The sequence below is a fragment of the Lactobacillus taiwanensis DSM 21401 genome, assembly GCF_001436695.1.
Taxonomy (GTDB): Bacteria; Bacillota; Bacilli; order Lactobacillales; family Lactobacillaceae; genus Lactobacillus; species Lactobacillus taiwanensis.
In genome coordinates this window covers 83,568-96,220 of sequence record NZ_AYZG01000007.1, presented here as the reverse complement: position 1 = coordinate 96,220, position 12,653 = coordinate 83,568, and the positions used below count along the sequence as shown (strand labels likewise).

Here is a 12,653-nt window from a genome sequence, read left to right as displayed (position 1 = left end):
ATTAAATAGCTAGACTTTCGTCTACAACTTAATCTTTTTTTATTGCCTTACACGCACTATTTCACGTGCAATCATTAATTCCTCGTTAGCTGGGACAATTAATGCCTTTACTTTTGAATCAGGCTTAGAAATAAATTTTTCACCATCAGCTCGATTAGCTTTAAAATCTGGATCTAAACCTAAACCCTATAACCCCTGCTCGAATGTCAGGATCATGCTTACCTATTCCAGCAGTAAAGATAATTGCATCTACCCTATTCAATTCAGCGGCATATGCACCAACATAGCAAACAACACGATTTATAAAAATTTTACGCGCTTATCTTTACTTTCAATTAAATCACGCAGATCAGATGAAATCCCTGAAATTTCCAATAAACCTGATTTATAGTTTAAAATATCAATTGCTTCATCTATATTCATTCCTGTTTTATGCATTAATCTTTGCAAGGCAGATGGATCAAAATCTCCACTTCTAGTCCCCATTATTGTACCAGTTAATGGACTAATTCCCATTGAGGTATCATAGGACTTTCCACATTTTACGGCCGTCACAGAAGCACCAAATCCTAAGTGACACACAATTAGATTAACCAAGTTAGGATTCTTTTTTAATATTTTTGCTGTTCGTTGTGCTACATAAGAAACTGATATTCCATGCGCACCATATTTACGAATACCATAATCTTGATAGTACTTATAAGGATTGAATACAAATAATGAATTTGATCAAGAGTTTGATGATAAGAATTATCAAACACTGCAACTTGTGGTACATTCGGGACAATTCTAATGATGAACTTCCTGAGTTAATTGCTAAAACTTTTTTCATACGCTATAACCTTAAATTATATTTAAACCGACGTTTATTAAGAACTATACAGTTTAAGTATGGCGCTTTTATTAATAAAATTAAAAGTCACAACAAAAAAAGAACTTATTCCTTAATTAGAATAAGTTCTAAATTTTATTATTCATTTTCCATCTTTTTCCACCAACTAGGTAGTTCAGCCAATAACTTTCTTAAAGCTTGACCACGGTGAGAAATTGCATTCTTTTCATCAACTGTCATTTCAGCAAAAGTCTTTCCCTTATCTGGTACAAAGAAAAGTGGATCATAACCAAAATTGCCGTCTCCTTGCGGATAAGTCAAAATTTCTCCCCGAATCTCTCCTTCGGCTACTAAATCATCATCAAACTTACCAGGCCAAGATACAACCATCGTAGTATGAAAAGTAGCCTGTCTTTTTTCTTTCGGTACACCGCCCAATTCTGCCAATAACTTGGCATTATTTAAAGCATCATTATGAGCTTCTCCACCATAGCGTGCTGAATAAACACCAGGTGCTCCGTTTAATTTATCAACAGACAAACCTGAGTCATCGGCTAAAGTTGGTAAATTACTAAATTTAGCCATTTTATGTGCCTTTAATTTTGCATTAGCTAAAAAGGTAGTTCCAGTTTCTAAGACATGTGGTGGATCATTTAAATCATGATTAGTAATCACATGAATTGGAAAATTAATCTTACGTAAGGCTTCTTCTACTTCTTTAGCCTTATTTTTATTGTTAGTCGCAAATAATAAAGTATCCATTTTTATTCCTCAGCATTTACATGATAACCATTAATAGTGTCGTCATTCATCCATTGACGCGTAATCTCAGTAAACTTCTTTGCTTCACCCGTTGTGTAATACTCATGTTTAGTATCATGTCCTTCAGCAGCAAATAAACCATCGCGTCGTAAAACATTATAAGTATATTGTGCCACCTGGTCAGCTGGATCAACAATCTTTTTGTCTTGACCAACAACTTCTACAATCTCATCCCTTAATAAAGGATAATGCGTGCATCCTAAAACTAAAGTGTCGTAATCCGCATCCTTTAGCGAAGCCAAGCTTTCTTTCACTACTACTTTTTTTATGTCTTCACTAGGATCTTCTTCAGCTAAAGGAGCTAATTGTGGTTGTGCGAATTCACTAACTTGAATTTCAGGATCACGATATTGAATTTCTTTTAAATACGAATGACTATCTACAGTTGCATTTGTTCCAATTACGGCTACATTTTTAGTATCTGTAGTTCTAGCAGCCGCTAATGCACCTGATTGCACCACACCGATTATTTGCAAAGGAATTTCTTTTTGAATTGTAGACATAGCTACAGCAGTTGCAGTATTGCAACCAAAAATAATAATTTTTACATCTTTACTTAATAAGAAGTTTACACTATCGCGAGTTAGAGAAATAATTTCTTCTCTTGAGCGATCCCCATACGGCATATTAGCCTGGTCGCCAATAAAAATTGTTGACTCATTAGGCATCTTTTCAATTACTTTTTTTAAAACGGTTAAGCCGCCTAATCCTGAATCTAAAACTCCAATTGGTCGATTATCCATTTAAAAAACTCCTTTAAACAAATGATGATTAAATTCTCTTTTCTACTTCACCTATTTTAAGTTAAAATGATATAGAAGACAAAAGGAAATGAAAGCATGGAACATACAAACGAACATCTTTATTTTTTAAATTCATTATATCGTGATTTTATCTTACCTACCATTTTAGGTAGCGAAGATAAAGAAATTCTTTACTGGGCCGGAAAACACGTCAGTAGAAAGTATGATCTATCAGACATTGATGATCTAATTGAGTTTTTTGATATGGCTCAATTTGGAACATTAAAAGTTCTCAAAGATAAAAAGCATACTGCAGTTTTTGAATTATCGGGGCAAGTTGTGACTGATAGACTTGATAGTCAAAGCGATGAATTTTCACTTGAAAGTGGCATTATCGCTGAGTGTCTAGAACGTCAAAATGGTACACCAACTGAAGCTTCAGCTACAATCACTAAAAAGCACGTCGTTCAAATTACTGCACAATCTGATTAGCTTAGCGATGTAAGTATTAACACTAAAAAACGGGTAATTCCTCAATACAGAGGTTTTACCCGTTTTTTATCTCTATAAATTAGTCAGTGTATTGATCTAAAATTTGTTCTAGCTTTTCTTTAGGAGTGTAACCAGTCAAACGGTCAACAATCTTACCATCCTTCTTAATTAATAAGGTTGGGATTGCCATAATTCCTAAATTACGTGCAGTTTCTTGGTTTTGATCAACATCCATCTTAGTGAACTTTACATCGTCCATTTCTTCAGAAAGTTGGTCAATTACCGGTGATTGCATCTTACATGGACCACACCAAGTTGCCCAAAAATCAGTTAAAACAACGCCTTCACTAGTTTCATCTTCAAAAGTTGCATCTGTAATTTCATCAACCATAGTTATTACCTCACAAAATCAATTAAATTCTTTATATTATAAGTATAGTTTAGTTGAACTGCTTACTTTTTGCAAGTATATTGCTTACTGTAAATGAACGATTGTTGCTCCAGTTCCGCCTTGATTAGCAGGTGCATAGCTATAACTTTTTACATGTCGATTTCTCTTTAAGTATTGCTGTACACCATTTCTAATCGCACCAGTTCCGATACCATGAATAATAGTTACGGTATTTAATCCCGCTAACAGAGACGTATCAAGATAACGATCTAAATTAGTTAAAGCTTCTTCATAACGTTGTCCTCTTAAATCAAGCTCACTACTTGCTCTACTTGAACGAAGACCGCGACTAGAACGAACAGTTTTTTCTGGTTTCTTTAGACTAGATTGAGTTGCAACTTTTTCAACATCACGATCAGTAACTTTAACTTTCAAGATACCAATTTGAACTTCAAATTCATGTTCTCCTAACTTCTTAGTAATCACACCTTGTTGCCCATATGACAATACTTTTACATTATCACCTACATTTACATCATGCCGACGCTTTTCACGTTGCAATACTTTATTATGAGCCAAATTTTGATTTTCACGTTCAAGTTTGTTTAACGCACCCTTAGCATCAATTACCTTATTAGTTCTAACCTGTCCACCGGCTCTTCTTTGTTGTTCCAAATCATTGATAATCTTATCAGCTTTTTGTCTCTTTTTAGCAAGCATTTCATCAGCTTTTTCTTGAGCTTTTTCAAGTTGTTTCTCCACTTGCTGATTATACCAGTCAAGACCATTTTGAAGTTGGCGTTTAAGCGTAATACTTTGATCAACATTCTGCTTCAAAGTTTCATGAAGCTGCTCAGCTGCCTTAGTTTGCTCAGTTAAACGCTCAATCATCTTATTGATATCACTATCTTCATCATTCATTAAGCTTTTAGCTTTATCAACAACAGCTTCATCCATCCCCAATTGATGTGCAATAGCAAAAGCATTACTTTGACCAGGGATACCAATCCTTAAACGATAAGTTGGTGCCAATTTTTTTAAGTCAAATTCCATTGAAGCATTTGTTGTTCTTTTGCGATTATAGCCATAGAGCTTTAATTCTGGATAGTGAGTAGTAATTGCAATTTTTGCTTTCGTTTGACGTAAATCATCCAGAATTGCAATTGCCAAACTAGCACCTTCTTCAGGATCAGTACCAGCACCTAATTCATCAATTAAAACTAAATCGTCTTCAGTTACATCCTTCATAATGCGAATAATTTGATCCATATGGGATGAGAAAGTACTCAATGATTGCTCGATTGACTGCTCATCCCCAATATCGGCATAAATTTCATTAAAGACAGTTAGTTGACTACCATCCTCAGCCGTAATAAATAAACCAGCCTGAGCCATTAATTGCAACAAACCTAAAGTTTTTAGAGTAATTGTCTTTCCACCTGTATTTGGTCCAGTAATTAGCATCGTGTCAAAACTGGTTCCTAGTTCAATATTATTTGGAACCACCTTTTTAGGATCAATTAAAGGATGTCGAGCCTTTCTTAATTTAATTACATGATCTTGATTTAAAACTGGCTCAGTGGCTTTCATCACCTTAGCTAACTTACTTTTTGCACTTAAAAAATCTAGTTGCGTTAAAGCTGTAGCATTATTCTTAATTTCTTTTTGATAAATACCAGCAAGTTCTGATAATTCAACCAAAATGCGGTGAATTTCTTGTCGCTCTTGTGCCATTAAATTTTGCTGACGATTGTTAAGAACTAAAACTGCTTGTGGTTCAATAAATAAAGTTTGTCCACTAGCACTTTGATCATGAACGACTCCGCCAAACTTATTTCGATATTCTTGTTTTACTGGCAAAACATAGCGTCCATCTCTAATAGTTACAATATTTTCTGATAGATATTGTGTGTGTTTACCGCTAATATAGTCATTCATATGATTCTTAATGTCAGTTTCATTACTTTGAATATCATGTCTTAACTGCATTAATTGAGATGAAGCTGTATCTTTAACCGTTCCATCATATTCAATTGATTGATATAGTTTCTTAAATAATTCTTCTGGAACCGCTAAATTTTTGAGATATTTTTCAATTGGACGTGTCTCAATTTCTCGCTCTTCTAAATCTGATGCAAATTGTCCAACATCTTTAGCTAAACTTAAAACTAAAAAAATATTACCTAATTCTTCACCGTTTAGATTAGCTTTAACTTTTAATCTCTTTAAACTAGATCTAACATCCTTAAAATTAGTTATTGGCATTGGCCCTTTAACTCTAAGAATATTAGAAAGTACCCTAGTTTGATCGATTGACTTTTTTACTTCATCAAAATCACTACTTGGCATTAATTTCAACGCCTGCTTTTTTGCAGGGGCAGTAATTGCCAAGTCACTTAGTTGTTTAATTATTCGATTATATTCTAATTTTTCAATAATTTTAGAGTTCATATTTTCCACCTAGCAAAAAGGTCCCATCACTGGGACCTTTTTATATTGTTGTAATGAATAAATTTATAAAAATTTGGGAAATCCCTGGGGAAAAGTGCAAAATTCCGCTTGCCAGAATAGAATGTCCCAACATATTTTGCAAACTATTATTAGGAATCGTAGCCAAAATAAACAAAAGTAGATAGACACTAATTAAAGTCACAATAAAGGAAATTATTAAGCTCCCCCATAGATTTAATCTAGCATCTACAATAACATATCTTAACTGACTAAAACCTAACATTACCAGGCGCCATAAACAGCATACAATTAATAAAATAAGCGAAAAAGCAAAAGCTGCATAAAATGACTTATCTAATGTTAATCCTGTCGTTTTATCAAAAAATGCGAAACTACTTCGATCACTTGCAGAAGGATATGGTACCCAAAGATTTAGAAAGTTGCTAAAAGGTCGATACAAAAGAGTTGCAAAAATTAATCCTATTACATATCCACCAGCCGCTAACCCCTCATATACTATTCCACGCCGATAGCCTACATAACAACAATAGATAAAAATTAATAAAATGAAGAAAGAAATCATTGTTCATCCTTATTAAGCAAAAAAGACCAGCAACGCCAGTCTTTTTTGAAGATTATTCGCCGCTTAAGCGATCGTCTGACAAAAATGTATTTAAAACGCCTTGTACCATGTTCCACTCATCATCATCAGTGATTTCATGCAAGTCAGAACTAGTTACATCGCCATCTGCATCTGCGTCATAGCTAAAAGCTTGTACTTCAACATCATCGTCGTCGCTAACAGCTGCAGGATATAGTAAAACATAAGATTTACCATAATCTTCAGACGTAAAAGTAAACAAAATTTCAAAAAGTTCCTCATTACCTTGTTCGTCAACTAAAGTAATTTGACGATCATTATCTTGGTTAGCGTTAATTTTTTCACTCATTTTAATTATCCTTTCTGGTTGCTTCTAAGTAGTTTTGCAAGATTAAAACAGCAGCCATTTGATCAATAACTTTTTTTCTTTCAATACGATCATGAACACCGGCTTCTTGAACCAAAATTCGGTCAGCCTGAACCGTTGTAAGACGCTCATCCATGTAGTAAACAGGAAGATCAAACTTCTCTTTCAAGCGTTCTCCATACTGCTTACTTCTTTCAACTGAATGACCGCTGCTGCCGTCCATATTCTTAGGTAAGCCTAAAACAAAGCCTTCAACATCGTATTTTCGCACAATTTTTCTAAGTTGACGCATGCCAAAACTATACTTGCTTTCGTCAATTTTTATAGTTTCAAGCTCTTGAGCAGTAATCCCCAAAGGGTCACTGATTGCAACACCAACGGTTTTAGAGCCAACGTCTAGTCCAAGTAATCGCATTATTTATTTTTACCTAAATAACTCTTAACCAATTCCTCAATAATTTCATCACGTTCATGTTTCAAGATTAAATTACGGGCATCATTATGCCGAGGAATATATGCAGGGTCGCCTGAGAGTAAGTAACCAACAATTTGATTAATTGGGCTGTAGCCCTTTTCCTCAAGTGCATTGTATACGTCTTGAAGAGTATCGTACACATTCTTACCCTTATTTTGGTTAAAGTCAAAATGCATTGTTTTATCTAGCGAACTCATAATAAAATTCCTCCTATTCTTCTTAATTTTACTTGAAATATCGAACGAACTCAATTAATTTTGTTTTTCTTCAACTTCTTGTAACACTTTAGCAATAGCGTCCTTTAAACCAGCTGGATTCTTACCACCAGCCTGAGCCATATTTGGACGACCACCACCGCCACCACCAAAGATTGGAGCAGCAGTCTTAATTAAGTCGCCTGCCTTAAGACCTGCTTTAATTGCTTTATCATTCAAGCTAATTACCATGTTAGCCTTATCATTAACTTGGGCAGCCAAAACTAAGACATCGGACTTATCGCTACTCTTCCAGTTGTCGGCAAGCTCACGTAAATCGTTCATACCTTCAACATCAGCTTGAGCAGCAATTACAGTTAAGTCCTTAACTTGTTTAACATCGTTGAACAAGTCACCTGCTTTTGCCCTGTTAATTTGAGCCTTTAATTGTTCAGCTTCTTTTTGGCTTGTACGTAAATCTTCTTCAATTGAAGCAATCTTATTAGTTACATCTTCAACCTTGGTTGCCTTAACTTCTTCTTGAACTTCCTTCAAGATCTCATCACGGTCTGTTACATACTTGTATGCTTCTGGTCCAGTAACAGCAATAATTCTACGGGTACCAGCACCGACAGCAGATTCAGAAACAATCTTAAGCATACCGATTTGGTCAGTATTTTCACAGTGAGTTCCACCACAGAATTCAGTTGAGAAATCATCAATTTGAACAACACGGACTGTATCACCGTATTTTTCACCAAATAATGCTAAAGCTCCCATCTTCAAACCAGTATCTGGATCAGTAACAGTCGTTTTTACTGGAATTTCTTCCCAAATCTTTTCATTAACTATCTTTTCAACGTTAGCAATTTCCTTCTTAGTCATTGGCTCTAAACTAGTAAAGTCAAAACGTAAGTAGTCAGGTTCAACTAAAGATCCAGCTTGGTGAGTATGAGTACCTAAAACCTCACGTAGAGCTGCATGCAATAAGTGGGTAGCAGTATGATTGTGCTTTAAGCCGCGACGACGCTTTTGATCAACCTTCAAGATGTATTCTTGTCCCTTTTCAAGTGGCAAAATAACATCTACAAAGTGCAAGTTTTGATCATTTGGTGCGTGTTGTACATCAGTTACACGAGCGACTAATTCACCATTTTGATTCAAAATTTCACCATGATCAGCAACTTGTCCACCACGTTCTGCGTAGAATGGAGTCTTATCAAAAATTAAAGTTGCATGTTCACTGTCAGCCTTGTCAACTAACTTATCATCTACAACAATATCAATCAACTTAGCATGCTTTTCTTCTAAGACACCATATTCGAATTCACTCTTATCTTTAATGTTCATTAAAGTAACATCTTGTGAACCCATTGATTGTAAGTTACCACGAGCTTTTCTCGCACGTTCCTTTTGGGCTTTCATTTCTTCATCAAAGCCCTTCTTATCAACTTTAAGGCCGGCATCTTGAGCAGCTTCAAAAGTTAATTCGTATGGGAAGCCATAAGTATCAAATAACTTGAAAGCATCCTTACCAGAAATAGTTTTATTATCGCTCTTCTTAGCTTCAGCAATAATATTATCAAGCAAGTTCAAACCAGATGAAAGAGTCACTTGGAATCGTTCTTCTTCGTTCTTAATTACCTTTTGAATAAATGCTTGTTGATCAACAACTTCTGGATAGTGACTCTTCATAATTTCGCCAACTACAGGTACCAACTTGTACAAAAATGCACCCTTAATACCTAAACGTTGCCCATTTAAGTCAGCACGTCTAATTAATCGACGCAAAACATATCCACGACCTGAGTTTGAAGGTAAAGCACCATCTGCAATCGCAAAGCTAACAGCACGAACGTGGTCAGCAATGATCTTAAATGAAACATCGTCTTCTTTGTTTACTGCATATTTCTTGCCATCACTTAACTTCTCAGTTTCCTTAATGATTGGCATAAATAAGTCAGTTTCAAAGTTAGTTGGAGCATCTTGAATAATTGAAACAACACGTTCTAATCCCATACCGGTATCAATGTTTTTATGTGGTTGATCAACATATTTACCATTAGGCAAGTGGTTAAATTGTGAAAATACGATGTTCCAAATTTCGAGGTAGCGAGCATTTTCTCCACCTGGGAAGTTTTCTGGATCGTCTTCTGCAACGTCATTATTTTCTTGACCACGGTCGTAGAAAATTTCTGAGTCAGGACCACATGGACCTTCACCAATATCCCAGAAGTTATCTTCTAACTTAACAATGTGGTCTTCTGGCAAACCAACAACATCGTGCCACATGTGGTATGCTTCAGTATCTTTTGGATAAACAGTTACATAAAGCTTGTCTGGATCAAGACCTAACCACTTTGGACTAGTTAAAAATTCCCAAGCCCAAGGAATAACTTCTTTCTTAAAGTAGTCCCCAACTGAGAAATTACCAAGCATTTCAAAGAAAGTTTGGTGACGTGCTGTTTTACCAACATTCTCAATATCGTTAGTTCTGATTGATTTTTGAGAAGAAGTAATTCTGTGATTCTTAGGTACCACAGAACCATCAAAATATTTCTTCATTGTAGCAACCCCAGAGTTAATCCATAACAAGGTTGGGTCGTCTTGTGGAATCAATGATGCACTTTGCATAACCATGTGGCCATGCTCTTTAAAAAAGTCCAAGAACATTTGACGTACTTGTGAACTAGTCAATTGTTTCATAAAAATCTCCTACAACAATATAAAAAACACTATTGCATTTAACAAGGACGCTCCCAGCGCGGTACCACCTTGATTGCAACAGTGTTTGTTACCTCTTAATTATTTATTATTTATCAATTTAAAATTAGGTAGCATTACTAAGTACCTCTAGATCTTCTCACCTAATAGATCCTCTCTTTGAAAAAATACCTCAGTAATATGTCCTAAACGTGATTTATTTTACTACAAATTTTCTAGTTGTCAAAATTCTCACGTGCTTGTTCGCGTTCACGTTTACGTCTACGCTTAGCTTTTCTAATTTGATGGCGTTCTTCGATCTTCCTCTTTTGCTGACGGTCTTTTTGAATAGCCTGTTTAATCTTCTTCTTGTAGCCCGGCTTAACCTTCTTCTTGGTCTTCTTAACCATTCCAATCATTCGGTTATCTAACTTGTGGCTACGAGCTTGACGATTGTCTCTACGATGATAGTGAGTTCTTTCAACTAGTTCGCCATTCTTTAATTCCTTAAAGTCAAAGTGAATACCTAATTTTTCTAGATCTTCAATTTGTGACATTTCATCATCATAAATTAGAGTAATTGCATGTCCTTCTAGTCCATTTCTTCCTGTTCTACCAATTCGGTGAATTACAAATTCAAGATCCTTAGGAATTTCATAGTTAATTACCGAACTTACACCAGGTATGTCAATTCCTCTAGCAGCTAAATCACTGGCTACAACGTATTGATATTGACCTTCATGTACTTGACGAATAATTCTCTTTCTTTCGCGTTCAGTAATTCCACCATGGATTTTCGCTACCTTAAGTCCTTGCCCTTCAAGATAGTCGGTCAATTCATCAACTGTCTTTTTGGTATTAGCAAAAACTAAAGCCAAATATGGCTGTCCCATCGTCAAAAGTTTGTACAAGATTTCTTTTTTATCGCGAGAACCAACATCAATTAAGTCATTTTGAATTGTTGGAGCAATAATTGCTGGATTATCAATTACAATAAAGTCTGGCTTTGCCATGTACTTTCTTAAAAAGTTTTCAAGTTTAACCGGAATTGTAGCTGAAAATGCACCTAAAACAGCCTTCTTGTCTAGTTTAGACATAATTTCATCCATCTGACCTAAAAAGCCCATGTCTAATGTCATATCTGCTTCATCAATGATAAATGCCTTGACATTCTCTAAATTAATGAACTTTTTAGAAACAAAATCATGTAAACGTCCTGGAGTTGCAATGATTAATTGCGGCGCCTTATTTTCAGCCTTCTCAATTTGTCGATTACGATCATTTCCACCACCTAAATATTCAATGGAAATATTTAAGCCACTAGCATCCCTTAATTGACGTGCAACCTTATATAATTGATTAGCTAATTCACGGCTAGGTGCAGTTACAACAGCTTGTGTTACTGGTGCATTTTCATCAATCATATTCAAAATTGGAATCAAATATGCATGGGTTTTTCCTGAACCAGTTGCAGCTTGTACAACAACATTTTTATTATCTAAAAGTGCTGGAATAACTGAAGATTGCACTTTAGTTGACTTTTTAAAATTAATTTTTTCTAGTCCAGCTTGTAATTCTGGACGAATTTTTTCATTTTGAAATATGCTACTTGTTTGTGCCATGTTCCTCATTGTACTTCTTTGTTACTTCTACTACTTCGTCAAAGACTTGCTTAACTTCATCCATATCTTTGGCATTAGCACCAGATGCTAATGCGTGTCCACCACCATCGTGCTTTTCAGCCAAGTGATTAATTACAGGACCTTTTGAACGATAATGTACACGGAAAGAACCGTCTGGTTTTTCAACGAATACGTTCCATGCTAAAACATCCTTAATTCGACCAGGGGTTGAAACAGCAACATTTGCTTGATCATCAGTAAGACCCATTTTCTTTAAGTCATCTTGCATTAAAATGGTGTAAGCTGCTCCAACAGGATTAACTTCCATTTTATCCATTGCTAAAGCTTGAAGCTTAGCTTCATCAAAGGTTACATCCGCAATTTCTCTAGCGATATCAGTAATATTAATTCCTGTCTTAGTTAATTCAGCTGCTACATCAAAAGTATGTGCAGAAGTTTCAGGATACATAAATCTTCCCGTATCCCCGACTATACCAGCATATAAAGCTTCAGCCACTTCTTTAGTAATTGGTAAATTTTCTTCCTTTAAAAAGTCAAAGACAATTTCTGAAGCTGCTGGTGCGTCTGGATCAACGTAGCTCATATCTGCATAAGGATCTACATCAGGGTGGTGATCAATCTTAATTAAAAGATCCCCTTTATCATAATTTTTATTAGAAATACGAGGTGTATTTGCAGTATCAGTTGTAATGACTAAAGCACCCTTATAGTCTTCAGGCTTAACTTCATCCATTTTGTTAATCCAGATTAGGTCGCCTTCATCATTTTCACCAGCACAAAGAATCTTCTTATCTGGGAAAGCTAATCTTAATGATCTAGCTAAACCAGCTTGTGATCCAATAGCATCTGGATCGGGACTAGTGTGTCGATGCAAGATAATTGTTGGATATTCTTTTATTTTTTCATAAATTTCATCAAAAGTTGCCATAATTTCTCCTT

At 35.3% G+C, this 12,653-nt stretch carries 12 protein-coding genes and 1 pseudogene; 1 reads left to right on the top strand and 12 read right to left on the bottom strand.

The genetic code is table 11. From position 1 onward, the window contains the following. Positions 1-39: 39 nt before the first annotated feature. The 3 genes and pseudogenes from FD18_RS02285 to murI all read right to left on the bottom strand — a co-directional run. Positions 40-803: pseudogene (locus tag FD18_RS02285) on the bottom strand (acetate/propionate family kinase); the annotation flags it as partial. A 167-nt stretch (positions 804-970) separates the two neighbouring features. Next, entirely contained in the window at positions 971-1,594 is a 624-nt protein-coding gene (locus FD18_RS02280) for an XTP/dITP diphosphatase (protein ID WP_057718354.1), read from the bottom strand. 2 nt (positions 1,595-1,596) lie between these two features. Next, positions 1,597-2,397 (bottom strand): glutamate racemase, encoded by an 801-nt coding sequence (gene murI, locus FD18_RS02275; protein ID WP_057718353.1) that lies wholly within the window; start codon positions 2,395-2,397, stop codon positions 1,597-1,599. Positions 2,398-2,493: 96 nt separating this feature from the next. On the opposite strand from murI, the gene FD18_RS02270 reads away from it, so the two are divergent. Then, a complete protein-coding gene (locus FD18_RS02270) occupies positions 2,494-2,889 on the top strand; it encodes a YslB family protein (protein ID WP_057718352.1) in 396 nt (131 codons plus the stop codon). A 79-nt stretch (positions 2,890-2,968) separates the two neighbouring features. Here FD18_RS02270 and trxA read toward each other — a convergent pair whose 3' ends face one another. The 9 genes from trxA to FD18_RS02225 all read right to left on the bottom strand — a co-directional run bounded on the left by trxA (position 2,969) and on the right by FD18_RS02225 (position 12,642). Then, positions 2,969-3,280 (bottom strand): thioredoxin, encoded by a 312-nt coding sequence (gene trxA / locus FD18_RS02265; protein ID WP_020807775.1) that lies wholly within the window; start codon positions 3,278-3,280, stop codon positions 2,969-2,971. Positions 3,281-3,364: 84 nt separating this feature from the next. After that, positions 3,365-5,731: an endonuclease MutS2 gene (locus FD18_RS02260; protein WP_057718351.1), complete on the bottom strand. Its 2,367-nt coding sequence runs from the start codon at positions 5,729-5,731 to the stop codon at positions 3,365-3,367. A gap of 40 nt (positions 5,732-5,771) precedes the next feature. Next, positions 5,772-6,314 carry a CvpA family protein gene (locus FD18_RS02255; RefSeq protein ID WP_057718350.1) on the bottom strand — a complete coding sequence of 181 codons (543 nt, stop codon included), beginning with the start codon at positions 6,312-6,314 and terminating at the stop codon, positions 5,772-5,774. 52 nt (positions 6,315-6,366) lie between these two features. Then, positions 6,367-6,681: a DUF1292 domain-containing protein gene (locus tag FD18_RS02250; RefSeq protein ID WP_004895671.1), complete on the bottom strand. Its 315-nt coding sequence runs from the start codon at positions 6,679-6,681 to the stop codon at positions 6,367-6,369. 1 nt (position 6,682) lies between these two features. Then, positions 6,683-7,114, bottom strand: a complete 432-nt coding sequence (gene ruvX, locus FD18_RS02245) for a Holliday junction resolvase RuvX (protein ID WP_057718349.1) — start codon at positions 7,112-7,114, stop codon at positions 6,683-6,685. Continuing rightward, positions 7,114-7,371, bottom strand: a complete 258-nt coding sequence (locus FD18_RS02240; protein ID WP_003647717.1) for an IreB family regulatory phosphoprotein — start codon at positions 7,369-7,371, stop codon at positions 7,114-7,116. The genes ruvX and FD18_RS02240 overlap by 1 nt, the downstream gene beginning before the upstream one ends. A gap of 54 nt (positions 7,372-7,425) precedes the next feature. Beyond that, positions 7,426-10,074, bottom strand: coding sequence for an alanine--tRNA ligase (gene alaS, locus FD18_RS02235; RefSeq protein ID WP_057718348.1), 2,649 nt, complete (start codon positions 10,072-10,074; stop codon positions 7,426-7,428). Positions 10,075-10,307: 233 nt separating this feature from the next. Beyond that, on the bottom strand, positions 10,308-11,693 hold the full coding sequence (locus FD18_RS02230) for a DEAD/DEAH box helicase (RefSeq protein WP_057718347.1): 1,386 nt from the start codon (positions 11,691-11,693) through the stop codon (positions 10,308-10,310). Further along, on the bottom strand, positions 11,677-12,642 hold the full coding sequence (locus tag FD18_RS02225; RefSeq protein WP_057718346.1) for a DHH family phosphoesterase: 966 nt from the start codon (positions 12,640-12,642) through the stop codon (positions 11,677-11,679). Before FD18_RS02225 ends, FD18_RS02230 begins: the two co-directional genes overlap by 17 nt. Positions 12,643-12,653: the final 11 nt, after the last annotated feature.

Bases quoted from the DNA above. Each gene is read 5' to 3' on its own strand.
- FD18_RS02225 (WP_057718346.1), bottom strand. From the start codon at position 12,642: ATGGCAACTTTTGATGAAATTTATGAAAAAATAAAAGAATATCCAACA.
- trxA (WP_020807775.1), bottom strand. From the start codon at position 3,280: ATGGTTGATGAAATTACAGATGCAACTTTTGAAGATGAAACTAGTGAA.
- ruvX (WP_057718349.1), bottom strand. From the start codon at position 7,114: ATGCGATTACTTGGACTAGACGTTGGCTCTAAAACCGTTGGTGTTGCA.
- alaS (WP_057718348.1), bottom strand. From the start codon at position 10,074: ATGAAACAATTGACTAGTTCACAAGTACGTCAAATGTTCTTGGACTTT.
- FD18_RS02240 (WP_003647717.1), bottom strand. From the start codon at position 7,371: ATGAGTTCGCTAGATAAAACAATGCATTTTGACTTTAACCAAAATAAG.
- FD18_RS02255 (WP_057718350.1), bottom strand. From the start codon at position 6,314: ATGATTTCTTTCTTCATTTTATTAATTTTTATCTATTGTTGTTATGTA.
- FD18_RS02230 (WP_057718347.1), bottom strand. From the start codon at position 11,693: ATGGCACAAACAAGTAGCATATTTCAAAATGAAAAAATTCGTCCAGAA.
- FD18_RS02260 (WP_057718351.1), bottom strand. From the start codon at position 5,731: ATGAACTCTAAAATTATTGAAAAATTAGAATATAATCGAATAATTAAA.
- murI (WP_057718353.1), bottom strand. From the start codon at position 2,397: ATGGATAATCGACCAATTGGAGTTTTAGATTCAGGATTAGGCGGCTTA.
- FD18_RS02250 (WP_004895671.1), bottom strand. From the start codon at position 6,681: ATGAGTGAAAAAATTAACGCTAACCAAGATAATGATCGTCAAATTACT.
- FD18_RS02280 (WP_057718354.1), bottom strand. From the start codon at position 1,594: ATGGATACTTTATTATTTGCGACTAACAATAAAAATAAGGCTAAAGAA.
- FD18_RS02270 (WP_057718352.1), top strand. From the start codon at position 2,494: ATGGAACATACAAACGAACATCTTTATTTTTTAAATTCATTATATCGT.